General features: G+C 64.9%; 24 protein-coding genes. 8 read left to right on the plus strand and 16 right to left on the minus strand.

Features of this window, described 5'->3' with window-relative positions:
- Nucleotides 1-70 precede the first annotated feature (70 nt).
- From PARACOCCUSGL_RS0111520 to PARACOCCUSGL_RS0111540, 5 genes are read left to right on the plus strand one after another with little or no spacing between them, the layout of a single operon-like run.
- Nucleotides 71-1123: a sugar phosphate isomerase/epimerase gene (locus tag PARACOCCUSGL_RS0111520; RefSeq protein WP_010396596.1), complete on the plus strand. Its 1053-nt coding sequence runs from the start codon at nucleotides 71-73 to the stop codon at nucleotides 1121-1123.
- Nucleotides 1120-2214, plus strand: a complete 1095-nt coding sequence (locus PARACOCCUSGL_RS0111525; RefSeq protein ID WP_029372106.1) for a Gfo/Idh/MocA family protein — start codon at nucleotides 1120-1122, stop codon at nucleotides 2212-2214. Before PARACOCCUSGL_RS0111520 ends, PARACOCCUSGL_RS0111525 begins: the two co-directional genes overlap by 4 nt.
- Nucleotides 2211-3695: a sugar ABC transporter ATP-binding protein gene (locus PARACOCCUSGL_RS0111530; protein WP_010396598.1), complete on the plus strand. Its 1485-nt coding sequence runs from the start codon at nucleotides 2211-2213 to the stop codon at nucleotides 3693-3695. The genes PARACOCCUSGL_RS0111525 and PARACOCCUSGL_RS0111530 overlap by 4 nt, the downstream gene beginning before the upstream one ends.
- A complete protein-coding gene (locus PARACOCCUSGL_RS0111535) occupies nucleotides 3692-4660 on the plus strand; it encodes an ABC transporter permease (protein ID WP_010396600.1) in 969 nt (322 codons plus the stop codon). The genes PARACOCCUSGL_RS0111530 and PARACOCCUSGL_RS0111535 overlap by 4 nt, the downstream gene beginning before the upstream one ends.
- A gap of 18 nt (nucleotides 4661-4678) precedes the next feature.
- A complete protein-coding gene (locus tag PARACOCCUSGL_RS0111540; protein WP_010396603.1) occupies nucleotides 4679-5638 on the plus strand; it encodes an ABC transporter substrate-binding protein in 960 nt (319 codons plus the stop codon).
- Nucleotides 5639-5686: 48 nt separating this feature from the next.
- Here PARACOCCUSGL_RS0111540 and PARACOCCUSGL_RS0111545 read toward each other — a convergent pair whose 3' ends face one another.
- Nucleotides 5687-6829: an alpha-D-ribose 1-methylphosphonate 5-triphosphate diphosphatase gene (locus PARACOCCUSGL_RS0111545; protein ID WP_010396606.1), complete on the minus strand. Its 1143-nt coding sequence runs from the start codon at nucleotides 6827-6829 to the stop codon at nucleotides 5687-5689.
- 95 nt (nucleotides 6830-6924) lie between these two features.
- Here PARACOCCUSGL_RS0111545 and PARACOCCUSGL_RS0111550 point away from each other — a divergent pair, with 95 nt between their 5' ends.
- Entirely contained in the window at nucleotides 6925-7605 is a 681-nt protein-coding gene (locus PARACOCCUSGL_RS0111550) for a DUF1045 domain-containing protein (RefSeq protein ID WP_010396608.1), read from the plus strand.
- Here the strand turns inward: PARACOCCUSGL_RS0111550 and phnN are convergent.
- Genes phnN through phnG form a run of 7 tightly spaced genes read right to left on the minus strand, consistent with a single transcriptional unit; the run spans nucleotide 7587 to nucleotide 12549 of the window.
- On the minus strand, nucleotides 7587-8120 hold the full coding sequence (phnN, locus tag PARACOCCUSGL_RS0111555; RefSeq protein WP_010396610.1) for a phosphonate metabolism protein/1,5-bisphosphokinase (PRPP-forming) PhnN: 534 nt from the start codon (nucleotides 8118-8120) through the stop codon (nucleotides 7587-7589). The two genes, PARACOCCUSGL_RS0111550 and phnN, sit on opposite strands and share 19 nt — an antisense overlap.
- The gene (phnL, locus tag PARACOCCUSGL_RS0111560; RefSeq protein ID WP_010396612.1) at nucleotides 8117-8800 is read right to left on the minus strand and encodes a phosphonate C-P lyase system protein PhnL; all 684 of its coding nucleotides are present in this window, start codon (nucleotides 8798-8800) and stop codon (nucleotides 8117-8119) included. The genes phnN and phnL overlap by 4 nt, the downstream gene beginning before the upstream one ends.
- Nucleotides 8801-8803: 3 nt before the next feature.
- Nucleotides 8804-9586, minus strand: a complete 783-nt coding sequence (gene phnK / locus PARACOCCUSGL_RS0111565; RefSeq protein ID WP_010396614.1) for a phosphonate C-P lyase system protein PhnK — start codon at nucleotides 9584-9586, stop codon at nucleotides 8804-8806.
- Nucleotides 9583-10455, minus strand: coding sequence for an alpha-D-ribose 1-methylphosphonate 5-phosphate C-P-lyase PhnJ (locus PARACOCCUSGL_RS0111570; protein ID WP_010396616.1), 873 nt, complete (start codon nucleotides 10453-10455; stop codon nucleotides 9583-9585). The genes phnK and PARACOCCUSGL_RS0111570 overlap by 4 nt, the downstream gene beginning before the upstream one ends.
- Nucleotides 10452-11534 carry a carbon-phosphorus lyase complex subunit PhnI gene (locus PARACOCCUSGL_RS0111575; protein ID WP_010396618.1) on the minus strand — a complete coding sequence of 361 codons (1083 nt, stop codon included), beginning with the start codon at nucleotides 11532-11534 and terminating at the stop codon, nucleotides 10452-10454. The genes PARACOCCUSGL_RS0111570 and PARACOCCUSGL_RS0111575 overlap by 4 nt, the downstream gene beginning before the upstream one ends.
- A complete protein-coding gene (gene phnH / locus PARACOCCUSGL_RS0111580; RefSeq protein ID WP_010396619.1) occupies nucleotides 11534-12100 on the minus strand; it encodes a phosphonate C-P lyase system protein PhnH in 567 nt (188 codons plus the stop codon). The genes PARACOCCUSGL_RS0111575 and phnH overlap by 1 nt, the downstream gene beginning before the upstream one ends.
- Nucleotides 12097-12549, minus strand: coding sequence for a phosphonate C-P lyase system protein PhnG (phnG, locus tag PARACOCCUSGL_RS0111585; protein ID WP_010396621.1), 453 nt, complete (start codon nucleotides 12547-12549; stop codon nucleotides 12097-12099). Before phnG ends, phnH begins: the two co-directional genes overlap by 4 nt.
- Nucleotides 12550-12680: 131 nt before the next feature.
- Here phnG and phnF point away from each other — a divergent pair, with 131 nt between their 5' ends.
- Nucleotides 12681-13430, plus strand: a complete 750-nt coding sequence (gene phnF / locus PARACOCCUSGL_RS0111590) for a phosphonate metabolism transcriptional regulator PhnF (protein WP_010396624.1) — start codon at nucleotides 12681-12683, stop codon at nucleotides 13428-13430.
- On the opposite strand, the gene phnE (PARACOCCUSGL_RS0111595) is transcribed toward phnF, so the two are convergent.
- From phnE (PARACOCCUSGL_RS0111595) to PARACOCCUSGL_RS0111630, 8 genes are all read right to left on the minus strand, one after another.
- A complete protein-coding gene (gene phnE, locus PARACOCCUSGL_RS0111595) occupies nucleotides 13395-14717 on the minus strand; it encodes a phosphonate ABC transporter, permease protein PhnE (RefSeq protein WP_010396626.1) in 1323 nt (440 codons plus the stop codon). The genes phnF and phnE (PARACOCCUSGL_RS0111595) overlap by 36 nt on opposite strands.
- Before the next feature lie 3 nt (nucleotides 14718-14720).
- Nucleotides 14721-15563 (minus strand): phosphonate ABC transporter, permease protein PhnE, encoded by an 843-nt coding sequence (gene phnE, locus PARACOCCUSGL_RS0111600; RefSeq protein WP_010396629.1) that lies wholly within the window; start codon nucleotides 15561-15563, stop codon nucleotides 14721-14723.
- A gap of 66 nt (nucleotides 15564-15629) precedes the next feature.
- On the minus strand, nucleotides 15630-16541 hold the full coding sequence (gene phnD / locus PARACOCCUSGL_RS0111605) for a phosphonate ABC transporter substrate-binding protein (protein ID WP_010396630.1): 912 nt from the start codon (nucleotides 16539-16541) through the stop codon (nucleotides 15630-15632).
- A 33-nt stretch (nucleotides 16542-16574) separates the two neighbouring features.
- Nucleotides 16575-17393 carry a phosphonate ABC transporter ATP-binding protein gene (phnC, locus tag PARACOCCUSGL_RS0111610; protein ID WP_010396633.1) on the minus strand — a complete coding sequence of 273 codons (819 nt, stop codon included), beginning with the start codon at nucleotides 17391-17393 and terminating at the stop codon, nucleotides 16575-16577.
- Nucleotides 17394-17560: 167 nt separating this feature from the next.
- A complete protein-coding gene (gene lpdA, locus PARACOCCUSGL_RS0111615) occupies nucleotides 17561-18949 on the minus strand; it encodes a dihydrolipoyl dehydrogenase (RefSeq protein ID WP_010396635.1) in 1389 nt (462 codons plus the stop codon).
- 3 nt (nucleotides 18950-18952) lie between these two features.
- Nucleotides 18953-20254, minus strand: a complete 1302-nt coding sequence (locus PARACOCCUSGL_RS0111620; RefSeq protein ID WP_010396638.1) for a dihydrolipoamide acetyltransferase family protein — start codon at nucleotides 20252-20254, stop codon at nucleotides 18953-18955.
- A 1-nt stretch (nucleotide 20255) separates the two neighbouring features.
- Nucleotides 20256-21272: an alpha-ketoacid dehydrogenase subunit beta gene (locus tag PARACOCCUSGL_RS0111625; protein ID WP_010396641.1), complete on the minus strand. Its 1017-nt coding sequence runs from the start codon at nucleotides 21270-21272 to the stop codon at nucleotides 20256-20258.
- Between the two features lies 1 nt (nucleotide 21273).
- On the minus strand, nucleotides 21274-22527 hold the full coding sequence (locus tag PARACOCCUSGL_RS0111630; protein WP_010396643.1) for a 3-methyl-2-oxobutanoate dehydrogenase (2-methylpropanoyl-transferring) subunit alpha: 1254 nt from the start codon (nucleotides 22525-22527) through the stop codon (nucleotides 21274-21276).
- A 241-nt stretch (nucleotides 22528-22768) separates the two neighbouring features.
- Between PARACOCCUSGL_RS0111630 and PARACOCCUSGL_RS0111635 the strand changes: the two genes are divergently transcribed.
- The gene (locus PARACOCCUSGL_RS0111635) at nucleotides 22769-23263 is read left to right on the plus strand and encodes an Lrp/AsnC family transcriptional regulator (protein ID WP_010396646.1); all 495 of its coding nucleotides are present in this window, start codon (nucleotides 22769-22771) and stop codon (nucleotides 23261-23263) included.
- Nucleotides 23264-23286 lie beyond the last annotated feature (23 nt).

The following is a 23286-nucleotide window of genomic DNA, read 5'->3' on the forward strand; positions in this document are numbered from 1 at the left end:
CAGGGTGCAAGAAAATGTTTGCAATCGATTGCAGGGCAAGGCAGCCTGCACATGAGGAGAGAGGGGGAACATGCGGACCATCAAGGGACCGGCGCTGTTTCTGGCGCAATTCATCGCAGACAAGGCGCCTTTTGACAGCTGGGATGGTATCACCCGCTGGGCCGCCGATTGCGGCTATCGCGGGGTGCAGGTGCCGACGACCGATTCGCGCATGCTGGATCTGTCGCTGGCCGGGCAGTCGCGCGATTACCGGGACGAATTTCTGGGCATCGCCCGTCAGAACGGCGTCGAGGTGACCGAGCTTTCGACCCATCTGCAAGGCCAGCTTGTCGCCGTTCATCCAGCCTATGACGCGGCTTTTGATGCATTTGCGCCGCCTGCGCTGCGCGGCAATCCCCGTGCGCGGCAGGAATGGGCAGTCGATCAGGTTGGTCGGGCGCTGCGGGTCAGTCGGCTGCTGGGTCTTGACCGGATGGCGACATTTTCGGGGGCGCTTGCCTGGCCCTATCTCTATCCTTGGCCGCAGCGTGCGCCGGGGCTGGTTGAGACGGCCTTTGACACGCTTGCTGCGCGCTGGCGTCCTTTGCTGGATCTGGCTGATGAGCAGGGCGTTGATCTGTGTTACGAGATCCACCCCGGCGAGGATCTGCACGACGGCGTGACGTTCGAGATGTTTCTGGACCGTCTCGGCGGTCATGCGCGGGCAAACATGCTGTATGATCCGTCGCATTATGTCCTGCAACAGCTTGATTACCTGCAACATATAGACATCTATCACGACCGCATCCGCATGTTCCACGTCAAGGATGCCGAGTTCCGCCCCTCGGGGCGGCAGGGTGTCTATGGCGGCTATCAGCCCTGGGCCGACCGGGCCGGCCGCTTTCGCAGCCCGGGGGATGGGCAGGTGGATTTCGGCGCGATCTTTTCGAAGCTGACGCAATATGATTTCGACGGCTGGGCGGTGGTCGAGTGGGAATGCGCGCTCAAACACCCCGAGGACGGCGCGCGCGAGGGGGCGCGTTTCGTGCGTGATCACATCATTCGCGTCACGCCACATGCTTTTGACGATTTCGCCGCCAGCGAGGTAGATCGCGCGGCCATAAACAAGGCGCTGGGGCTATGAGGCCGGTTCGTCTGGGCATGGTCGGCGGCGGCAGCGGTGCTTTTATCGGCGCCATTCACCGCATCGCTGCGCGCATGGACGGGCGGTTTCAGTTGGTCGCGGGGGCGCTGTCTTCGGACCCTGAACGGGCGGCGGCCAGCGCCGCCGGGCTGGGCATCCGCAGCTATGGCGATTTCGCCGACATGGCCCGGGCCGAGGTCGCGCGGGAAGACGGGATCGAGGCTGTCAGCATCGTCACCCCCAACCATCTGCACGCCGCGCCTGCCGCAGCCTTTCTGCGCGCGGGGATTCACGTGATCTGTGATAAACCCTTGGCCGCGACGCCCGAACAAGCGCGCGAGATTGCCGAGGCTGCACAGGCCAGCGGCGCGCGCTTTTTCCTGACCCATAACTATTGTGCCATGCCCATGGTGCGCGAGGCACGGGCGCTTGTGGCTGAAGGCGCGCTGGGGGATATCCGGCTGGTACAGGCCGAATATCTGCAAGGCTGGCTGGCTGATCAGGCAGACAGCAAACAGGCCGAATGGCGCACCGATCCGGCCCGCGCCGGGGCGGGTGCCATCGGCGACATCGGTACCCATGCCTGGCAACTGGCGCAATTCGTCACCGGGCAAACCCCCGTGGCGCTTTCGGCGGATCTGTCGAGCATGGTTCCGGGCCGCACGGTCGATGACGATGCCCGCATTGCTATGCGCTATGCTTCGGGCGCGAAAGGCGGCATCTGGGTCAGTCAGGTCGCGGTCGGGCAGGAAAACGGCCTGTCTCTGCGTATCTTTGGGACGCAAGCCGCGCTGGAATGGCGTCTGCCCGACCCCGAGCGACTGATCCTGTCGCCCAAGGATGGTCCGGCCCGCATCCTGACCCGTGCGCAGGACCGCAGCACCTCTTTCCGTACCCCGCCCGGCCATCCCGAGGGGTATCTGGAAGGTTTTGCCAATATTTACAGCGATATCGCGGCGATCATTCGCGGTGATTCCAGCCTTGCTGACCGTGTTCCGGGGCTTGAGGCCGGGCTTTCCGGCATGGCGTTTATCGCCGCGACGCAGGCCTCGGCCGCGCGGGACGGCGCATGGGTCGAGGTCGGGTCATGACCGTACTCGCGCTTGATAACGTCTCGAAAAGTTTTGGCCCGGTCGAGGTGCTGCACGGCGTCGATCTGGCGCTGGAACCGGGCGAAGTTCATGCCCTGATCGGTGAAAACGGGGCCGGAAAATCGACGATCATGAAGATCCTCGGCGGTTTTCTGGATCCGACTTTGGGGCAGGTGCTGCTGGACGGCCAGCCCGTCCGGCTGACCAGCGGTCCCGAGGCCGAGGCCCGGGGCATTGTCGTCATCCATCAGGAATTCAACCTTGCCCCCGATCTGACGGTGGCGGCGAATGTGTTTCTGGGGCGCGAAATTGGCGGCTGGCGGCTTGATCATGCTGCCATGCATGAGGCGACGGCGGCGCTGCTGGCGCGACTGGATACCCGGGTCGATCCCGGGGCGCTGATCCGCGACCTGTCGGTTCCCGACCGCCAGATGGTCGAGATCGCCAAGGCCCTGTCACGCAAGGCGCGGGTGCTGATCATGGACGAGCCAAGCGCGGTCCTGACCCATCGCGAGGTCGGCGCGCTTTACCGTCAGATCGACCGCCTGAGGGCCGAAGGGGTGGCGATCCTTTACTGTTCGCACCGCCTGGACGAGGTGGCGCATCTGGCCGACCGCATCACCGTACTGCGCGATGGTCGCGTGGTGCGCCGCGCCATGCGCGGTGATCTGAGCGAGGATGGCATGGCCGCCGCTATGGTCGGCCGTGAGTTGCAGGACTTCTACCCGCCGAAAGGCCAGCCCGGTGATGAGCCCGCGCTTGAGGTTCGGGGTCTGACCGTGCCGGGCCGGGTGCGCGACGTCTCATTCACCCTGCGTCGGGGTGAGGTGCTGGGCATTGCCGGGCTGATCGGTTCAGGACGCACCGAACTGGCCGAGGGGCTGGTCGGTCTGCGCCCCGCTGGCGGCGAAATCTGCGTTGCGGGTAGGCCCGTCGCCATCCGCAGCCTGCGCGACGCCTTTGCCGCGGGCCTTGCCTATCTGACCGAGGACCGCAAAGAGGCGGGGCTGCTGCTTGACAAAGGGCTGCGTGAGAATTTGACGCTTGCGACGCTTGAACGTTTTGGTGGCTGGCGGATCGACACGCGGGCCGAGGATGCGGCGCTGGAACAGGCGACACGCGAATTCGATATCCGTGCCCCACGCCGCGATATTGCGGCGGGCAAACTGTCGGGCGGCAACCAGCAAAAGCTGCTGATGGCCAAGGTGATGCTGTCGGACCCGCGGATCATCCTGATCGACGAGCCGACGCGTGGCATTGATGTGGGCACGAAAAGCCAGATCTACGCCTTTATCCGCAAACTTGCCGCCGAGGGCCGCAGCCTTATCGTTATCAGCAGCGAGATGACCGAAGTGATCGGTCTGGCCGACCGCGTGCTGGTCATGCGCGAGGGGCGGCTGGCCGGAGAATTGTCCGGCAGCGAGATGACCGAAGACCGTATCGTCCGCCTTGCCATGGGCGTGACCGGAGAAGCCGCATGAAGATCGACCTGCATACCCTTGGCCCGCTTGTTGCGCTGATCGCCCTTGTGATCCTGGGGGCGGCGCTGAACAGCTCGTTTCTGGCGCCGGCAAATATCACCAATGTGCTGGCGCGCTCGGCCTTTATCGGGCTGATCGCGGTGGGCATGACCTTCGTGATCACGGCGGGTGGACTTGATCTGTCGGTGGGCTCGATGGCCGCCTTTCTGGCGGGGGTTGCGATCATTGCCATGAACGTTGCCCTGCCGGGTCTGGGCAGCAATTGGGGGACTATTCTGCTTGGCATGGCGGTGGCGGTCCTTGGCGGTATCGTTGCCGGTTACCTTAACGGTGCGCTGATCACCAAGGCGCGGATCGAGCCTTTCATCGTCACGCTTGGCACCATGGGCATATTCCGCTCACTGGTGACATGGCTTGCTGACGGGGGCACGCTGTCGCTCGATTATGGGCTGCGCACGCTTTACCGGCCCGTCTATTACGGCGGCATCGGCTGGATCACCTGGCCGATCATCGCCTTTGCCATGGTCGCGGTGCTGGGCGAATGGATCATGCGCCATTCGCGCTTTGGCCGCCATGTCGAAGCGATCGGCTCAAACGACCGGGTGGCGCGTTATTCGGCCATCGACGTGAATCGGGTGCGGCTGCTGACCTATGTGCTGCTGGGCGCACTGGTCGGGATCGCGGTCGTCCTTTACGTGCCGCGCCTCGGCTCGGCCTCGGGCTCGACCGGGGTGCTGTGGGAGCTTGAGGCGATTGCCGCCGTGATCATCGGCGGCACGGCGTTAAAGGGTGGTCGCGGCCGGGTCTGGGGTACGGTGGTCGGCGTGCTGATCCTGTCGCTGATCGACAACATCCTGAATTTGGCCGATCTGGTCAGCCCCTATCTGAATGGGGCGATCCAGGGGGTCATCATCGTTCTTGCTGTGGTGCTGCAGCGGGAAAAACGCGCCGCCGAGGAGCGGTGACTGGGGAGGAAAGAACAGATGAAACGCAGAAGCCTGATGAAGGCCGCCGCGCTGGTCGCGGCCATGGGAATGGGTAGCGCCGCCTTTGCGCAGGACGGCGAGAAAAAGATCATCGGCGTGTCGATCCCGTCGGCGACGCATGGGTTCATGGGCGGGCTGAACTGGCATGCTCAGGACACGATCAAACGGCTGGGCGAGACCTATCCGAACCTTGAATTCGTGCTGTCGACGGCTGGCGATGCGGCCAAACAGGTCAATGACATCGAAGACATGATGGCCACCCGCAATATCGACGCGCTGGTGGTCCTGCCCTTTGAATCCGAGCCGCTGACCGCACCGGTCAAGGCCGTCAAGGACGCGGGCAAGTTCGTGACCGTGGTTGACCGGGGCCTTAGCCAGGAGGGGATCGAGGATCTGTATGTCGCGGGAGACAACACCGCCTTTGGCCGTGTCGCGGGCGAATATTTCCGTGAACATCTTGAGCCGGGCTCCAAGGTCGTCGTCCTGCGCGGCATTCCAACCACGCTTGATAATGAGCGGGTCGAGGCCTTCCAAAAGGCGCTGGAGGGTTCCGAGGTAGAAATCCTCGACATGCAGCATGGCAACTGGAACCGTGACGACGCCTTTGCGGTGATGCAGGACTATCTGGCCAAATACCCCAGGATCGATGCGGTCTGGGCGGCTGATGACGACATGGCCCTGGGCGTGCTCGAGGCGATTTCCGCCGCGAACCGCCAGGATGAGATGTGGGTGATCGGCGGCGCCGGGATGAAGGAAATCGTCAAGCGCATCATGGATGGTGACAAGCAGCTGCCGGTCAATGTGACCTATCCTCCGGCGCTTATTTCCGCCGCGATTGAAATGACGGCGCTGAATTTTGTCTCAAACTCGCCGATGACCGGCCGCTTTATCATCAGCAGCCGGCTGATCACGCCCGAGAACGCCGGACAGTTCTATTATCCCGACAGCCCGTTCTAAGCGGCCGTTCGGTCCCGCCGTCAGGGCGGGACCATCCGCCAGGGGCGCTTAGGCGATGCGGTTGGCCTGAACCCAGGCACCGCGCAGTGCTGCGCCCTTACCGATACGGGCGACGCGGATCACATCGGCCCGCGCGCCCGGCTCAAGCCGGCCACGGTCGTCAAGGCCGGTCGCCTCGGCGGGCGCGCGGGTAACTGTGGAGATACCCCGTGCCATGTCGCCCCACAGATCGCCCAGAAGCAGCGCCCCGGATAGCAGCGACGAGGGCACGTAATCCGAGGACAGAATGTCAAGCAAACCTGCCTCGGCCAGTTCGGCTGCGGCGACATTGCCGGAATGGCTGCCGCCCCGGATCAGGTTCGGCGCCCCCATCATCACCCGGATGCCATGGACACGGCAGGCGCGGGCGGCCTCGGATGTGGTGGGGAATTCGGCGAAATGCGCGCCATGCCCGGCCGAGACCGCGACCTGTCCCGCAGTGGTGTCGTCATGGCTGGCCAGCACCGCGCCATAGCGCCGCGCCTCGGCCACCGCCGTTGCCTCATGCAGCGGGCCCACGCGTTCGCGCAGGGCGCGCTGGCTGGCGACGTGATCGGCAAAGCCTTCGTCCGACAGGCCATGCTTGCCGCAGACATATTCCCTGAGCTTTTCAAGATCGCGGAACTGGCGTTCTCCCGGGGTGTGGTCCATCAGGCTGACGATACCGATGCGGTCACCCGGCCCGAATTTTGCCATCTCGGTCACCAGCGTTTCCGAGCAGACCTCGGCGCGCAGATGCAGGAAATGACTGATCTTGAGCGCGCCCATCGCGCGCAGTTCAAGGATCTCATCGGCCATGGCGCGGGCGTATTCGCCGTGTTCCGACCCGCCGCCTGACACGGCCGAACCGACGCGCAGCGCATCGAATACCGTGGTGATGCCGACGCTTGCCAGTTCGCTGTCATGGGCAAGGATCGCGGCCTGATGTGGCCAGTTCACCTTGGGGCGCGGCTGGATGTGGCGCTCCAGGTTGTCGGTGTGCAGTTCGATCAGGCCGGGCAGGACCAGATCGCCCTGGCAGTCGATCGCGCCCGCGGGCACGGCGCTGCCATGGTCGATGGCAGAGATGCGGCCTTCGGTCATGCGCAGCGTGCCCCGGATCACCTCATCGGGCAGGATCAGAGTGGCATTGGCAAGGATGGTTTCGGTCATCGTCTTTCGTCCTGTCTTGCGTCCGGGTAGATGGGCGGGCTGAATGCCACCGGCATGTCACAGTGCTGTGACACACGACCGCTAAGAGCCTGCGCATGGAAGATATGAAGCGTTACGCCATCTATTACGCCCCGCCCGAGGGTGCCTTTGCCCGTCATGCCAGCGCGTGGCTGGGCTGGGATGCCGCCACTGGTCAAGCCGTTGAACAGCCCGATCTGGGCCTGCCTGCGGCAGACATCACGCGCGATCCGCGCAGATACGGTTTTCACGGCACGTTGAAGCCGCCTTTCCGGCTGGCCGAGGGCCGCGATGCCGGAGGCTTGCATGACGCGCTGAGCCGGCTTGCCGCGCAGCTTGCCCCCGTAACCCTGTCCGGGCTGAAACTGGCAAGCCTTGGCGGTTTTCTGGCGCTGATCCCGCAGGGCGACACGACCCCCCTGCAAACCCTTGCTGCGACGGTGGTTGCCGCGCTTGACGGGTTTCGCGCACCCCTGACCGAGGCCGAGATTGCCCGCCGCCGCCCCGACCTTCTGACGCCGCGCCAGCGTGAGCTGCTGGACCTTTGGGGCTATCCCTATGTGATGGACGAGTTCCGCTTTCACCTGACCCTCTCGGACCGGCTGGATGAACCGCTGGCAAGCGAGGCGGCGCGGGTCCTTGATGCGCATTTCGCCCCGGTCCTGCCCAGACCATTCCGGCTGGCCGAACTGTGCCTTTTTGGCGAGGGCGAGGATGGGCGTTTCCGCCTGCTGCATCGCTATGCCCTTTCGGGCTGAAGCGCGGCAAGAAACCGCGCCAGCCCCTCAGCGGGGGTAGAGTCGTTTATCACGATACGCGGGGTGATGCCGGGCGGTAGCGGGAAATCCGCCCGCGCCAGCCGTGCCGCCTGATCGGGACCGCTTTCGCGTCCGCGCCCGGCCAGCCTGCGCGCCAGCACCTCGGGCGGGGCGGTGACCAGCACCACGGCAAGGTCGGGAAAGCGTGCCTGCGCCTCGGCCAGAACCGCGCGGCTTGCGTTAAACAGCAGCGTGCCATCGCCCGACAGCGCCTCGACCGGGATGCCGTAGCCCAGCCCATGCGCGCGCCAATGCAGCGCAAAAGCTCCGGCCTGTGCCCGGGCGGTGAATTCGGCATCGCTGACGCCTTCGAAATCTTCGCCTCCTGCCTCGCTGGGGCGGGTAATCACGCGGCGCGCGGCCCGCAGATCGGGCCGCGCCTTGCAGGCCAGCACCATCAGCAGATCCTTGCCCGCGCCCGAGGGGCCGACTACCGCGACCAGATGCCGGCTCATGCCGCCAGTCCCGGGGTAAAGGCGGTCACATCGACCAGGCGGTCACAAACGCGGTCGCGCGCTGCCTCATCGTGGAAAATGCCAAGGATGGCCGCACCCCGGGCCTTGGCCTCTTCGATCAGGCGCAGGACCTCTTCGCGGTTGCGGGCGTCAAGGCTTGCCGTCGGCTCGTCCAGCAGCAGCGCCGGGTAGTCGTGGACAAAGCCGCGGGCGATGTTCACCCGCTGTTGTTCGCCGCCCGAGAATGTGGTCGGCGACAGCGTCCACAGCCGTTCGGGGATGTTTAAACGGGTAAGCAGCCGGGCTGCCCGGGCGCGGGCCTGATCCGCCGGCACGCCAAGGCGCAACAGCGGCTCGGCCACGACCTCCAGCGTTGGAACCCGCGGCACGACGCGCAGAAACTGGCTGACATGGCCCAGCACCGCGCGGCGCAGGGCGATGATCTGGCGCGGTTCGGCGCTGACGACATCCAGATCCCCGACCCGGATCGAGCCCTCCTGGGCAAGGTAATTGCCATAGACCATGCGCATCAGTGTCGATTTCCCCGCACCCGAACGGCCGATCAGCCCGACGCATTCGCCGGGGGCGACCTCAAGATGCGCGTCCGCCATGACCGGGATGGCTGCGCTGCCCTGATTATGCAGGGTAAAGCTTTTGGAAAGATTGCGGATCTCAATCATGGCTCACACCTGCAGGACAGAGGAAACAAGAAGCTGGGTATAGGCGTGCTGGGGATCGTCCAGCACCTGATCGGTCAGGCCGGTTTCGACCACCTGGCCCGATTTCATCACCATCAGCCGGTCGGCCAACAGACGCACCACCGCAAGATCATGGGTCACGATCACCACCGACAGGCCCAGATCGCGCACCAGCCCGCGCAACAGGTCCAAAAGCCGCGCCTGCACGCTGACATCAAGACCTCCGGTCGGTTCATCCATGAAAACAAGCCGAGGCCCAGTCACCAGATTGCGGGCAATTTGCAGGCGCTGCTGCATCCCCCCGGAAAAGGCCGAGGGGCGGTCGTCGATGCGATCTGCTGCGATCTCGACCCGGCCAAGCCAGTCGGTCGCTGTGGCGCGAATGGCCCCATAGTTGCGCGCGCCGACGGCCATCAGCCTTTCGCTGACATTGCCCCCGGCCGAAACGCCCATACGCAATCCGTCGCGCGGGTTTTGGTGGACATAGGCCCAGTCCCCGCGAAGCAGGCGCCGCCGCTCGGCCTCGGGCAGGGTCAGCACGTCGGTGCCGTCAAAGAGGATCTGCCCCTGATCAGGCGGTTGCAGCCCGGCAAGGCAGGACAGCAGCGTCGATTTGCCCGAGCCGCTTTCTCCGACGATCCCCAGGACCTCGCCGGGGTAAAGGTCAAAGCTGACATCGGCGCAGCCGATCCGCGCGCCATAACGTCTGGTCAGGCCGCGCACCGACAAAAGCGGCGCGACGGTGATGGCGTTGGGCATCAGCGTCATGGCGTATCTCCCTGCGGCGCAAGGCGGCCGCGATGGCCCTGCGCCTGGCGCGAGGCACAGAAATCGGTGTCTGAACAGACGAACATGCGTGCGCCCCGGTCGTCGGTGATCACCTCGTCAAGGTAGCTGTCGCCCGCGCCGCAAAGGTCGCATTCGTGATCGGTCTTTGAAGGGGTGAATGGATGATCCTCAAAGTCCAGGCTGACGACGTCGGAATAGGGGGGCAGGGCATAGATCCGCGCCTCGCGTCCGGCGCCAAACAGCTGGATTGCCGGATTGCCGCCCAGCTTGGGGTTGTCGAATTTCGGGATGGGTGAGGGGTCCATCACATAGCGCCCCCCGACCCGCACCGGATAGGCGTAAGAGGTTGCAATCTCGCCATGCCGGGCGATGTCCTCATATAGTTTGACATGCATCAGCCCGTATTCCTCAAGCTCATGCATCTTGCGCGTTTCGGTCTCGCGCGGTTCCAGAAAGCGTAAAGGTTCGGGGATCGGGACCTGATAGACAAGGATCTGCCCCTCGGTGAGCGGCGTTTCGGGGATGCGGTGGCGGGTCTGGATCACGGTCGCCTCGCTGGTCGCCTCGGTGGTTTCGACCCCGGCGGTGCGCTGGAAAAAACGGCGGATCGACACGGCGTTGGTGGTGTCGTCGGCCCCCTGATCAATGACCTTCAGCCGGTCATCGGGGGTCAGACAGGCCGCTGTCACCTGCACCCCACCGGTGCCCCAGCCATATGGCATCGGCATTTCGCGGCTGGCAAAGGGCACCTGATAGCCGGGGATCGCCAGCGCCTTGAGCAGTGCGCGGCGGATCATGCGCTTGGTCTGTTCGTCCAGATAGGCAAAGTTATAGGCTTGGCCGGTCATTCCGCCGCCTCCCTTATCTGCGTCGCCTCGCGCCGTATGCGCCGGACCAGTTCAAGCTCGGCCTGAAAATCGACGTAATGCGGCAGCTTGATATGTTCGAGAAACCCGGTCGCCTGAATGTTGTCGCAATGGCTCAGCACGAATTCCTCGTCCTGCGCCGGGGCGCCGGTGAAATCCTCGCCCAGTTCGTGCCAGCGCAATGCGCGGTCAACGAGGCTCATCGAGATCGCCTTGCGTTCGGACTGGCCCATGACCAGACCGTAGCCGCGGGTGAATTGCGGCGGTTCGGTCTTTGACCCTTTGAACTGGTTCACCGTGTCGCATTCGGTCAGCTCGATCTCTCCGATCTCGACGGCGAAACCCAGCTCGGGCAGATCGACCTCGACCGCGACACGGCCGATACGCAATTCACCGACAAAGGCATGGGTGCGCCCGTAACCACGTTGGGTGGAATAGGCCAGCGACAGGGCAAACCCCTCATCAGCGCGGGCCAGCGCCTGCAACCGCAGTGCGCGCGAGGCAGGCAGCTCCAATGGTTGACGCGTCAGGTCGGGGGCAGGGGTGTCGTCTTTGGGCTGGTCCTCGATCAGACCGTCCCGGTCAAGCAGTGCGGTGACATGGGGCACTGGCTCATCCCGGACCGGGGCCTTGGGTGCGGGTGGCGGCGCGCCCTCGGCAGCAAGGGCAAAATCCAGCAGGCGGTGGGTATAGTCGAAAGTCGGTCCCAGCACCTGCCCGCCCGGCAGATCCTTGAAAGTGGCCGAGATGCGCCGGTCCACAGCCATCGCCGCCGTATCGACAGGGCGCGACTGGCCAAAGCGCGGCAGGGTGGTGCGATAGGCGCGGATCAGGAACACTGCCTCGATCAGATCGCCGCGGGCCTGTTTGATCGCCAGCGCGGCAAGGTCGGGATCGTAAAGCGAGCCCTCGGCCATCACGCGGTTGACCGCCAGCGTCATCTGTTCGCGGATCTGGGCGACGGTCAGTTCGGGGACTGCGGGGTCGCCCCGGCGTTCCTCGGCCAGCCAGGCATGGGCGGCGTCGATGGCGCGTTCGCCCCCTTTGACGGCGACATACATCAGATGTCCTCCACGATCGTGCTGCGCGGCAGCGCGGCAAGCCGTGAGCCGCAGGTCAGGATGAAATCGAGGCCCAGCGGGAACAGCGCCCGGTTGGAGCGAAAGGCCCCGATCTCGGGCAAGGAGAGCCGCGCTTCGTCCCGGATGCCGGGACCGGTCAGGCGCGCGCCTTGGGATTCCAGCTGATCAAGCTCGACGATCAGGGTTGCCGAACGGTCGGGATAGGCGGGCTCTCCGATGCGAAAACGGCTTAGCGGCTGCAGATCATGCCAGTGCCCAAGGGCGAACTGTGCCTCATCCGCCGGGACCAAAGGTGCGCCGGTGTGAAAACCGATCCAGACGCGCAGCGCCTCAGAATCCGCCGGACCTGCCAGATGCAGGGGCGTGGTGCTGTCTGTCAGGGTCAGCAGCGCCACCCCTGCCGCGACAGAGATCGGCGCGGGCGGTGCTGCCCCGGTCACCTCATGGATGCGGCCCGGACGGGCCATGGCCTCAAGCAGCGCACGAAAGGCATGGGCGGATTGGGTCGGGGGGTCGGCGAATCCGCCGCCAAGGATGGCGTTCATGCGTCCTCTCCACGCAGCATGGTAAAGAATTCGACCCGCGTTGCCGCTGCTTTGGCCGAGCGGGTGGCGCGGGTGCTTGCAGCCTCGGCGCGCAGGGGGGTCAGGACCTCGGCCTCGATCCGCGGTGCTATGTCGGTTTGCATCAACGCGTCAGCGATGGCGGCGCGGGTCGCATGTGCCTTGTCGCGGCCCTGCACGCAGGCATGACCGACGGCGCCCCCTGCCAGCTGGACCGAACAGCGGGTGACAGTCATCTCACCCAGGTTAAAGGGGGCACCGGTGCCGCTGATGCGGCCCTGCACCATGATGGTGCCGATCTCGGGCGCGCGCAGCATTTCATGCGCGGGCAGATCCGGCATCAGCGCCGCCAGACGCTCGGGCCGGGCCTTGGCCAGCGCCGATATCCAGTCGCGGCGCGCAGCAGTTTCGGGATGAGAAGGGGTGGACATTTCCGGGCCTCGACAAGCTTGCGGGTTTGTCTAGATTACTATACAACTAGACAAGTGATAACCCGGCCGGTGATTCCGCTCAAGGGGCGGCTTGGTGAATTTTTGATGACAGCCACCACCAGAGAGGGCAGATGGCGCGCAGTCCGGTATGGAAATCCATCGCCGATACGCTGGCGGGCGAAATCGCCGTGGGCCAGTATCACCCGGGTGACAAGCTGCCATCCGAGGCGGTGCTGGCCGCGCGTTTCGGCGTCAACCGTCACACTGTGCGCCATGCGCTGGCTGCGCTGGCCGAGGCGGGCACCGTGCGTTCGCGACGCGGAGCAGGGGTCTTTGTCGCTTCGCGGCCCACGGATTACGCGCTAGGTCTGCGGGTGCGGTTTCACCAGAACATCACCGCATCGGGACGGACCCCCTCGCGTCGGTTGACGCTGACCGAAACGCGTGCCGCCAATCGCGAAGAGGCCGGGGCGCTGCGCCTTGCCCCCGGCAGCGCGGTCCATGTGGTCGAAGGGGTGTCGCTGGTCGATGGCCAGCCGGTCGCGGTGTTCCGCTCGGTCTTTGATGCCGGACGTTTTCCCGATCTTTTGCGGCATGTGGTGGAAATCCCTTCGGTTACCGCCGCGCTCGCCCAATGCGGGCTCAGGGATTACACCCGCGCCTCGACCCGCCTGACGGCAGAACTTGCACCGGCGGTGATGGCGCTGGCCTTGCAGGTGTCCGAGGGGGCGCCGGTCCTGCGCTCGGTCGGGGTGAACGTGGATAGAGACGGCGTGCCGGTCGAATTTGGCACCACCTGGTTTGCCGGTGATCGCGTCACCCTGACCCTGCGCCCCGAGGACGCGCTAGCCCTTGATCAGCCTGCGGCGCAGCCAGCCTGACAGGCTGTCCATCGCCATGACCATCAGCACGATCAGGACGACGTAATAGGCGACGTCCTCCCAGTCCTTCTGGGTCTGGATGGCCTGGGTCAGCAACAGGCCGATACCGCCTCCGACGATCGCGCCGATGACGGTCGCACCGCGGGTGTTCGATTCAAGGAAATATAGCACCTGAGACAGCAGCACCGGCGTTACCTGCGGGATCACCCCGAAACGGGCGCGCTGAAGGGCTCCGGCCCCGGTCGAGCGGATGCCCTCGACCTGCTTTTCGTCGATGTTCTCAAGAGCTTCCGAGAACAGTTTGCCAAAGCTGCCGGTGTCAGTCAGCAGGATGGCCAGCGATCCGGTCATCGGGCCGGGGCCAAAGGCGCGGGCCAGAACGATGGTCCAGATCAGCCCGTCCACACCGCGGATAAAGTCAAAGATACGGCGCAGCATAAAGCGCAGCGGGCCAAACGGCATCATGTTCCGCGCGGCAAGAAAGCCCAGCGGCAGTGCGATCAGTGCCGCGCCAAAGGTCCCCAGAAACGCCATCAGCACGGTTTCAAACATGGCCCATAACACATCACCGTGCCGCCACATCGAGTTGGTCCAGAAATCGCGTGCCATGGCGGCAATGTTCGGCATGTCGGGGTCAAGGCGTGGGCCCCATAGGGCGCTTGCCGCGATCTCGGGCCAGCTCATGTAATGAAACGGGCTGTCGAGGGTGAAAAAGAACAGCGCCCAGCCCGGCTGATAGCGCAATGTCTCGACCTTGGTACGGGTATAGGCAAAGCGTCCTGAGGGAGTGGTGACGCTGACGCGGTTATCTGACGCGCTGATCCAGTCTGGCAGCGGCTGGGGCGCGGTCAGGTGCAGCCGGCCATTTTCGGGACGAATGTCGATCAGCCCATAGCCCGGCACCTGATAGCGCGCGCCTGCATCGTCGTAGGTGACGATATGGCCGTCGCCAAGGTCGATACGCGTCGACTGGTCGCTATGCGTGATCCAGCCTGGCAAGCGGTCGGGCGGATAAACCCCCTTGGCCTCGCCGTCGATGGCGACGCGCAGCACGCCCGAGCGGTTGTCGCGGGTCACATGGGTCTTGTGCTGCCAGAAATCGGACAGAAGCACGGCGGCATTATCCATCCGTGCGCGCCCCGCCAAACCTGCGATATCAAAGGCGATGGCAGCATAGGCCAGATAGGTCATGATCGCCAGCGGCACTGCCAGTGCCACCAGTTTGCGGCGGTTGAAACGGCTTAGAACGGCGGTGGTCAAAGCGGGGGAAAGCGTTGCGTCGGTCATGGTTCAGCCCTTTACCAGCCGGCTGCGGGCATGGTCCGAAATGCGGTCGATGGTGACGATGGCGGCAAAGAGCAGCAGAAAGATCGCGACCACTTCGTCATAGCGCCCGCCGCCCCATTGCATCGCCAGTTTCAGGTCATAGCCGATGCCGCCCGAGCCGACGAAGCCAAGGATGGCACTGGCGCGCAGGTTGATTTCGAACCGCATCAGCGCATAGGACAGCCAGTTCGGTGCGACCTGTGGCAGCACGCCCAGCCAGACCTGCTGGCTCCACCGTCCCCCGACCGAGGCAAGCCCCTCGACCGGTTTCAGATCGGCGTTTTCGGCCACTTCCGAGAACAGTTTGCCAAGCGCACCCGCCGTGTGCAGCGAGATGGCGGCGACCGCAGGCACCGGCCCGCCGCCAAGGATATAGATCAGCACCAACGCGATCACGATTTCGGGCATGGCGCGCAGCGCGTCCATCAGCCGCCGGAACACGCCCGTCAGCCTTGGCCAGCGGGCCAGTCCGCGCGTGGACAGCAGCGCGAGGTTCATCGCGATCAGCCCGCCCAAAATCGTCGAGACGGCGGCGATGTTCAGCGTTTCGATCAGCGAGGGCAGATGTGCTACAATGAGGCCTGGCAGGTTTGCGCGCTTTTGCCACGCCTCGGCAAGCACCTCGGACGGGAAGGCCAGCAGCATGGGCAGTCCGTCGATGAAGCCCCCGGCATTGCGGCTTTCCGCCAGCCGGAACCCCGCTGCCATCATGGCAACAAAGATGATGAGCAGCAGACCGCCATACAGACGGCGGCGGCGGGTCAGTTCCAGATAGGCGTCACGATGCGCCGGGGCGAGGTCAGCCATTGCAGCCTTGTCCGATGAATGCGAAAGCCGCGCCCGGACATTGGCGGGCGCGGCAAGGGCGGCGCTTTACTGCGCGCTTTCCTGCAGTTTGCGGGCGGAGATCACGCCCAGATAGGCGTCATGGGTGACGGGAACGAAATCCTTGGCCTCACCATGGGCGACGCCATAGGCGCAGTCCTTGTTCGTTTCATGCAGATCGGCGGACAGTTTGGTCACCTTGTCCTTGACCTCTTGCGGCAGGGCCTTGCGCAGCACCATCGGGCCTTCTGGGATCAGCTTTGATTTCCAGATCTCGACCAGGTCGTTCATTTCGACCAGACCGGCATCGGCGGCCTTGCGGAAGGCGCCCGAGTTATAGCCGTCCTCCCAATCGCCCAGCCCGTCGGCCCAGCTGACACCGGCGGCGAAATCGCCATTGGCGACGCCGATGATCGTCTGTTCATGCCCGCCCGAAAAGCGCACCTCGCCAAAGAAATCCTTCAGCGGACCATAGGTCTCGGTCAGTTCCGCCCCCGGCACCAGATAGCCCGAGGTCGAGTTCGGCTCGGCAAAGGCAAAGACCTTGCCCCTGGCGTCCTCGATCGAGGTGATGCCGCTGTCCTTGCGGGCAAAGCCGATCGAGTAATAACCGGTCGAGCCGTCCATGTTCTGCTTGGTCAGCACCGGTTCGACGGCCTCGGGGTCGGTCAGGTAAATTTTCGCATAGCCCGAGGCACCCAGCCACGCCATATCCAGCGTCCCGCCCAGCAGCCCCTGAATGACACCGTCGTAATCGGCGGGGGTAAAGACCTTGACCGGCACGCCCAGCTCGGCCTCGATGGCGGCGCGGTAGCATTCGTTCGAGGTCATGCGGTCCTGCGCGTTCTCGCCGCCCATGATGCCAAGGTTAAAGCCGGTGATCGACTGGGCCGAGGCGACCGAGCCAAGAACGGGGGTCAGGGCGGTGGCGGCGGCAAGCGCCAGAGCAAGCGGTTTCATGGTCTCTCCATGGGTTGGGGAATCTGGGGGCTGTCAAGCCATCAGCTGCGCGGCATAGGCCGCATCGGCGGCGCTGTCGGCGGGCAGGGCGGTCGAGGTCGCGGCCTCGTTGAAACTGTGATCTGCGCCATAGATGTCGCGTGCGGCGCCGGTCGAAAGCTGGGCGGGGGAGCCGTCGAAAACGATGCGCCCGTCGCGCATTCCGATCACCCGGTCGCAATAGCGTCGCGCGGTGTCGAGTGTGTGCAGGTTGGCAATCACCATCCGCCCGTCCTCGACATTGATACGCCTGAGCGTGTCCATCACGATCTGCGCGTTCATCGGGTCGAGGCTTGCAATCGGTTCGTCGGCCAGAATGATCCGCGGGTCCTGCATCAGCGCCCTTGCGATGGCGACGCGCTGTTGCTGACCGCCCGACAGCGCCTCGGCGCGTTTCTGGGCCTGTTCGGCGATACCAAGTCGATTCAGTATCTCAAGCGCGCGCAGGATATCGGCGCGGGACCACAGATTGCACAGGGTGGCAAGCACCGGACGGCGGTTCAACAGCCCGTGCAGCACGTTCGAGACCACGTCCATGCGCGGCACAAGGTTGAACTGCTGAAAGATCATCGCGCATTGGCCCTGCCAGGCGCGGCGCTCGCGTCCACGCAGGGAAAGGATGTCGCGTCCCTCGACGCAGATCCGGCCTGCTGTCGCGTCCGTCAGCCGGTTCATCATACGCAGAAAGGTGGATTTCCCCGCACCCGAGCGGCCGATGATGCCGACAAAGGCAGGGCCGTCCACGGTAAAGCTGATATCGTCTACAGCCGGGCGTCCGGAAAAGACGCGGGTGACGTTCTGAACTGCAAGCAATGCTGCCCTCCATGAGCGGTTGGGGGGCTGATATCTGGCCTGCGTGACGGAAAGGGTAAGGTTCGGTGAAGCTTTCTTGACGTTTGCGGGCGATGCGTTGCGCCGCAGGGAAAAAGAACGCGCCGCCAGCCAGGGCCAGCGGCGCGCGCAGTCTGTGAATCTATGCTTCAGATATGCAGCGCGTGACCCAGCGCGCGCAGGCTGGCTTCGTGCAGGGCCTCGCCTCGTGTCGGGTGGGCATGGATGGTGCCGGTGATGTCCTCAAGCCGCGCGCCCATCTCAAGTGCCAGCGCAAAGCCTCCTGCCATTTCCGATATTCCTGCCCCGACCCCCTGAATACCCAGCACTTCATGGGTATCGGCGCGGGCGGTGACACGGATAAAGCCTGCCTCGTCTCCTGCCGTCATTGCCCGGCCATTGGCGGCAAAGGGGAAGGTTCCGGTCACGACCTCACGCCCCTGAGTTGCCGCTTCGTCCGGAGAGATGCCGACGCTGACGATTTCAGGGTCGGTAAAGCAGACCGCCGGGATCGCGCGCTTGTCCCAGCTGCGCGGCTGTCCGGCGATGATCTCGGCCACCATTTCGCCCTGCGCCATGGCGCGATGGGCCAGCATCGGCTCTCCGGTCACGTCGCCGATGGCGAACACCCCCGACATCGAGGTGCGGCAGCGTTCATCAATGCGGATGAAGGGGCCAGCCATCTCAAGCCGCAGCTTGTCGATGCCGGCGCTGGTGGCGCGGGGGCGGCGGCCGACGGTCACCAGCACCTTGTCGCAATGAAAATCCTCGGCCCCGTCCACGCCGGCGACACGCAGCGCGCCGCTATCCGACAGGCCCCCGGCCCGCGCGCCGGTCAGCAGGCGGATGCCCAGCTGGGTCAGGCGCTGCGCCACCGGACGCGTCAGCTCGCCGTCATATTGCGGCAGAATGCGCGGCGCGGCCTCGATGATGGTGACCTCGGCGCCAAGCTTGGCATAGGCAATGCCCAGCTCCAGCCCGATATAGCCGCCGCCAACCACGGCAAGCCGTGCGGGCACCTCGGTCAGCGACAGCGCGTCGGTCGAAGAGATGACCTTGCCGCCAAAGGGCAGGGCGGGGATCTCGACCGGTTCCGAGCCGGTGGCAAGGACCAGGACTTCGGCGCGGATCTGGACCGGACCTTCGGGCGTCTCGACAATGGCGGTCTTGCCGTCGCGCAGGGTTGCATTCCCGCTGACCAGCCGCACGCCCGCCTTGCGCAGCAATGTTGCCACACCGCCGGTCAGGCGGCTGACAATCCCGTCTTTCCACGCCACAGTTTCTGCAAGGTCGAGCTGTGCGGCGCCCGCCGAAATTCCCATCGATGAATTTGAGGAAAGTTGCGTAAGGCGATGATATTCTTCGGCCGCATGGATCAGCGCCTTTGAGGGGATGCAGCCCACATTAAGGCAGGTTCCGCCCGGGGGTGCGGCATCGACAATCACCGTGTCGATGCCCAGTTGTCCGGCGCGGATGGCGCAGACATAGCCGCCGGGGCCTGCGCCGATGATGAGCAGTCTGCATTGGATCTCGCGCATTGCTCAGCCCTCCACGAAAATCAGCGCCGGGGTTTCCAGCAGTTCCTTGAGCCTGGCGACAAAGACCGCCGCGTCCCAGCCGTCGATCACGCGATGGTCAAAGCTGCAGGACAGGTTCATCATCTTGCGTGGCTCAAAGGCGGTGCCGTTCCAGAATGGCCGCACTGCAAGGCGGTTTACGCCGACGATGGCGACCTCGGGCACGTTCAGGATCGGGGTCGAGGCAATCGCCCCGAGCGGCCCGAGCGAGGTGATGGTGATGGTCGATCCGGTCAGCTCGTCGCGCCTGGCCGTGCCCTCTTTGGCGGCGGTGGCAAGGCGCGCGATCTCGGCTGCTGTGCTGCGCAGGTCCAGCGCCTCGGCATGGCGCAGGACCGGCACCATCAGCCCGGTGGGGGTCTGCGCGGCGATACCGATGTGGATGCCGCCAAAGCGACGGATCACCCCGGCCCCGGCATCGTAATGGACGTTGAGCAGCGGCTGTTCGCGCAGCGCCCGCACCATGGCCCGGGCGATAAAGGGCAGCATCGTCAGGCGCGTGCCCTTGCCCTGCGCGTTCATCCGCCCGCGCAGATCCTCCAGCGCGGTGGCATCGACTTCTTCGACAATGGTGATCTGCGGGATGCTGTTTGCAGCCTCCATCCGTTCAGCGATCTTGCGGCGCAGGCCGATGACGCGGATTTCCTCGACGCTGGTGTCGGGGCGGGGGCCGCTTGGGGCGGGAACGCCGCCCGATGCGATAAAGGCGTCCAGATCATCGTGGCTGATGCGCCCGCCCGGACCCGAGCCGCGTACCAGCCGCAGGTCCACCCCGGCCTCGCGCGCCCGTGCCCGGACCGCGGGCGAGGCAATGGGCTTTTCGCCCTCGGGCCGTAGCGGGGCGGCGGGGGCAGCCGGGGCAGGGGCCGCGCTTGCCGGGGCCTTTTGCACCTCTGCCGCGGCCTCTTGCCGGGGGGCGGGTTCAGGCTCGGGCACGGGGGCGGCAGCGGGTTTTTCCGGGGTGGCAGACTTGGTCCCGGCGCTGGTTGCCGGGGTCTCGGCCTCTTCGGCGACATTGCCGGGGCCGTCGACCTCAAGCCGGACCAGTTCAGCCCCGACGGCGATCACATCGCCGGGCTGACCCGCCTGCCAGATCACCGTGCCGGTAACGGGCGAGGGGATCTCGACCGTTGCCTTGTCGGTCATCACCGCGACCATCGGGTCGTCCTCGCGCAGGACATCGCCGGGCTTGACCAGCCATTCAGCGATTTCGGCCTCGGCAATGCCTTCGCCGATATCTGGCATGCGGATTGCGTAAATACCCATATCAGGCCACCTCGACCAGTTGACGCAGTGCTTCGGCCACCCGAGCGGGGCCGGGGAAATAGCTCCATTCATGCGTATGGGGATAGGGCGTGTCCCATCCTGCGACCCGGCGGATCGGCGCTTCGAGATGCCAGAAGCATTCCGCCTGCACCAGCGCCGCCAGCTCTGCCCCATAGCCCGAGGTCAGTGTCGCCTCATGCAGCACAAGGCAGCGCCCGGTCTTGGAGACCGATGCGGTGATCGTCTCCATATCAAGCGGCAGCAGGGTGCGCAGGTCGATCACCTCGGCATCGACGCCCGCTTCTTCGGCAGCGGCCAGCGCGACATGGACCATGGTGCCATAGGCGAGCACCGTTGCCGCGCGGCCCTGACGCCGCACCTCGGCCCTGCCCAGCGGGATGGTGTAATGCCCCTCGGGGACCTCGCCCAGTTCATGGGTCTTCCACGCGGTGACCGGGCGGTCGTGATGGCCGTCAAAGGGGCCGTTATAAAGGCGCTTCGGTTCAAAAAAGATCACCGGATCTGGGCATTCGATTGCGGCCAGCAACAGCCCCTTGGCGTCACGCGGGTTCGAGGGCACCACGGTCTTGAGCCCGGTCACATGGGTAAACAGCGCCTCGGGCGACTGGCTGTGGGTCTGGCCGCCAAAGATGCCGCCGCCCGAAGGCATGCGCACCACCAGCGGACAGGTGAACTGTCCGGCCGAGCGATAGCGCAGCCGCGCCGCCTCGGACACGATCTGGTCATAGGCGGGATATACATAGTCGGCGAACTGGATTTCCACCACCGGGCGCAGCCCATAGGCCGCCATGCCGATCGCTGCTCCGACGATGCCGGATTCGTTGATCGGCGTGTCAAAGCAGCGCGTCTTGCCATATTTCGCCTGCAATCCCGCGGTACAGCGGAAAACGCCGCCGAAATAGCCCACGTCCTCGCCAAAGACCACGACGCTGGGATCTGCCCCTATGGCCACATCCAGCGCGTCGCGGATCGCCTCGATCATCGTCATACGTGCCATGTCAGAACCCCGCCTCGTGACGTTGCTTCAAAAGATGCGGCGGCATCTCGGCGTAGACATCCTCGAACATATCGGCCGGGCTGGGGTGCTGGCCGTGGTGCAGGGTGCCGATGGCCTCGGCGCGCTTCTGCATCTGGGTGATCTCGGCAAGGATCTCGGCCTCGGCCTGGGCGTGACGCTCATCACTCCAATGGCCAAGGGCGATCAGGTGGTTTTTCAGCCGCAGGATCGGATCTCCCAGGGGCCAGGCATTGCTTTCCTCGGTCGGACGATAGGCGGTCGGGTCGTCCGAGGTTGAATGCGCCCCGGCGCGATAGGTGACGTATTCGATCAGCGTCGGGCCAAGGTTGCACCGCGCCCGCTCGGCCGCCCATTGCGCGGCGGCAAGCACCGCCAGATAGTCATTGCCATCGACCCTGAGCGACGGAATGCCAAACCCCAGCCCCCGTGCCGCAAAGGTCCCCGCCCCGCCGCGCGCGATGCCCTGAAAGGTCGATATCGCCCATTGGTTGTTGACGATGTTCAGCACCACCGGCGCCTTATAGGTCGAGGCAAAGACCAGCGCGGCGTGAAAATCGCTTTCCGCGGTCGAGCCGTCCCCGATCCAGCCCGCCGCGATCTTGCGGTCGCCCGAGATGGCCGAGGCCATGGCCCAGCCAACCGCCTGAATATATTGCGTGGCGAGGTTGCCCGAGATGGTAAAGAACCCATGCTCGCGCGAGGAATAGCAGACCGGCAGCTGACGCCCCCGCATCGGGTCCTCGGCGTTCGAGAATACCTGATTCATCATCGAACTGATCGGATAGCCCGCCGCGATCAGCAGCCCGGCCTGACGATAGGTCGGAAAATTCATGTCTCCCGGACGCAGGGCGCGCTGGAAGCCGCAAGAGATCGCCTCTTCGCCAAGGTGCTGCATGTAAAAGCTGGTCTTTTGCTGACGTTGTGCGTTCAGCATCCGCGCGTCATAGATGCGCAGCGTCATCATGTGGCGCAGCCCGGTCAGCAGATCCTCGGGTGTGATATCAAGCGCCTCGGCCCAAGGGCCGACGGCCTGCCCGTCGCGGTTCAGGACGCGGATGATGGTAAAGGCCAGATCGCGGATCGACTCGGGGTCGGCATCGACCGGCGGACGGCGCACCGTACCCGCGCGTGGGATGGCGACATGCGAGAAATCCGGCTGGTCGCCGGGCCGGACCTCGGGCTCCGGCACGGCAAGGCTTAGCGGCGGAAACTCATTCGGGTCTGGCCGATTCATCGGCACCTCCTTGGCTCTGGCTATCGGGGCGGAAACGGGTGCCTTGGCCTTTCCTGACCGACCGTGCACGGGCCTGCCCAAAGGTGGCGGCGTGGCCGGTGGAAACCCTCATGACAAGAAAGCTGTGCATCCTGTCCCTCCCCTAAGGAAGATCATGCCACAGATCGCGACAGAATTTCCTTTCTTTATTTTCGCCTGATAGCGATGATGAAAAAGATTCTTTCAGAAAGGCGACATTTTCATGGATGAAACTGCTGCATCACGGCGGCTTGATGCGATTGATCTCAGGATCCTGCGCGCGCTGAGTCGGGACGGACGGCTGAGCAACAGCCAGCTTGCCGAAGAGGTGGGGCTTTCGCCCAGTCCCTGCTGGCAGCGCACCCGCCGTCTTGAGGCCGAGGGCATCATTCGCGGCTATACTGCCATTCTGGACCAGTCACGGCTGGGCGGAACCGAGACGGTGCTGATCGAGGTGACGCTGGATCGCCATGACGACCGCGTGCTTGAAGAGTTCGGCCGGGCCATGACCAACCTGCCCGAGGTGCAAGAGATTTACCTGACCACCGGCGAATATGACTATCTGCTCAAGGTCACGGTCAGCGGCACCCGCGGATGTGAGGAATTCTTGCGCCGCAAGCTTTACCGGGTTCCGGGGATACGCCACGCGCGTTCGATCTTTACGCTGCGCTGCCTGAAAGAGCGGGGCTGGGCGCTGCCCGAGGCGGCGGGGGACTGACGCTGGCAGGCGTCACGGACCGG

The sequence above is a fragment of the Paracoccus sp. TRP genome (assembly GCF_000185925.1).
In the GTDB taxonomy this organism is placed as follows: Bacteria; Pseudomonadota; Alphaproteobacteria; order Rhodobacterales; family Rhodobacteraceae; genus Paracoccus; species Paracoccus kondratievae.

Coding starts and splice junctions, on each gene's coding strand:
- PARACOCCUSGL_RS0111520 (WP_010396596.1), top strand. CDS start 71: ATGCGGACCATCAAGGGACCGGCGCTGTTTCTGGCGCAATTCATCGCA.
- PARACOCCUSGL_RS0111525 (WP_029372106.1), top strand. CDS start 1,120: ATGAGGCCGGTTCGTCTGGGCATGGTCGGCGGCGGCAGCGGTGCTTTT.
- PARACOCCUSGL_RS0111530 (WP_010396598.1), top strand. CDS start 2,211: ATGACCGTACTCGCGCTTGATAACGTCTCGAAAAGTTTTGGCCCGGTC.
- PARACOCCUSGL_RS0111535 (WP_010396600.1), top strand. CDS start 3,692: ATGAAGATCGACCTGCATACCCTTGGCCCGCTTGTTGCGCTGATCGCC.
- PARACOCCUSGL_RS0111540 (WP_010396603.1), top strand. CDS start 4,679: ATGAAACGCAGAAGCCTGATGAAGGCCGCCGCGCTGGTCGCGGCCATG.
- PARACOCCUSGL_RS0111545 (WP_010396606.1), bottom strand. CDS start 6,829: ATGACCGAAACCATCCTTGCCAATGCCACTCTGATCCTGCCCGATGAG.
- PARACOCCUSGL_RS0111550 (WP_010396608.1), top strand. CDS start 6,925: ATGGAAGATATGAAGCGTTACGCCATCTATTACGCCCCGCCCGAGGGT.
- phnN (WP_010396610.1), bottom strand. CDS start 8,120: ATGAGCCGGCATCTGGTCGCGGTAGTCGGCCCCTCGGGCGCGGGCAAG.
- phnL (WP_010396612.1), bottom strand. CDS start 8,800: ATGATTGAGATCCGCAATCTTTCCAAAAGCTTTACCCTGCATAATCAG.
- phnK (WP_010396614.1), bottom strand. CDS start 9,586: ATGACGCTGATGCCCAACGCCATCACCGTCGCGCCGCTTTTGTCGGTG.
- PARACOCCUSGL_RS0111570 (WP_010396616.1), bottom strand. CDS start 10,455: ATGACCGGCCAAGCCTATAACTTTGCCTATCTGGACGAACAGACCAAG.
- PARACOCCUSGL_RS0111575 (WP_010396618.1), bottom strand. CDS start 11,534: ATGTATGTCGCCGTCAAAGGGGGCGAACGCGCCATCGACGCCGCCCAT.
- phnH (WP_010396619.1), bottom strand. CDS start 12,100: ATGAACGCCATCCTTGGCGGCGGATTCGCCGACCCCCCGACCCAATCC.
- phnG (WP_010396621.1), bottom strand. CDS start 12,549: ATGTCCACCCCTTCTCATCCCGAAACTGCTGCGCGCCGCGACTGGATA.
- phnF (WP_010396624.1), top strand. CDS start 12,681: ATGGCGCGCAGTCCGGTATGGAAATCCATCGCCGATACGCTGGCGGGC.
- phnE (WP_010396626.1), bottom strand. CDS start 14,717: ATGACCGACGCAACGCTTTCCCCCGCTTTGACCACCGCCGTTCTAAGC.
- phnE (WP_010396629.1), bottom strand. CDS start 15,563: ATGGCTGACCTCGCCCCGGCGCATCGTGACGCCTATCTGGAACTGACC.
- phnD (WP_010396630.1), bottom strand. CDS start 16,541: ATGAAACCGCTTGCTCTGGCGCTTGCCGCCGCCACCGCCCTGACCCCC.
- lpdA (WP_010396635.1), bottom strand. CDS start 18,949: ATGCGCGAGATCCAATGCAGACTGCTCATCATCGGCGCAGGCCCCGGC.
- PARACOCCUSGL_RS0111620 (WP_010396638.1), bottom strand. CDS start 20,254: ATGGGTATTTACGCAATCCGCATGCCAGATATCGGCGAAGGCATTGCC.
- PARACOCCUSGL_RS0111625 (WP_010396641.1), bottom strand. CDS start 21,272: ATGGCACGTATGACGATGATCGAGGCGATCCGCGACGCGCTGGATGTG.
- PARACOCCUSGL_RS0111630 (WP_010396643.1), bottom strand. CDS start 22,527: ATGAATCGGCCAGACCCGAATGAGTTTCCGCCGCTAAGCCTTGCCGTG.
- PARACOCCUSGL_RS0111635 (WP_010396646.1), top strand. CDS start 22,769: ATGGATGAAACTGCTGCATCACGGCGGCTTGATGCGATTGATCTCAGG.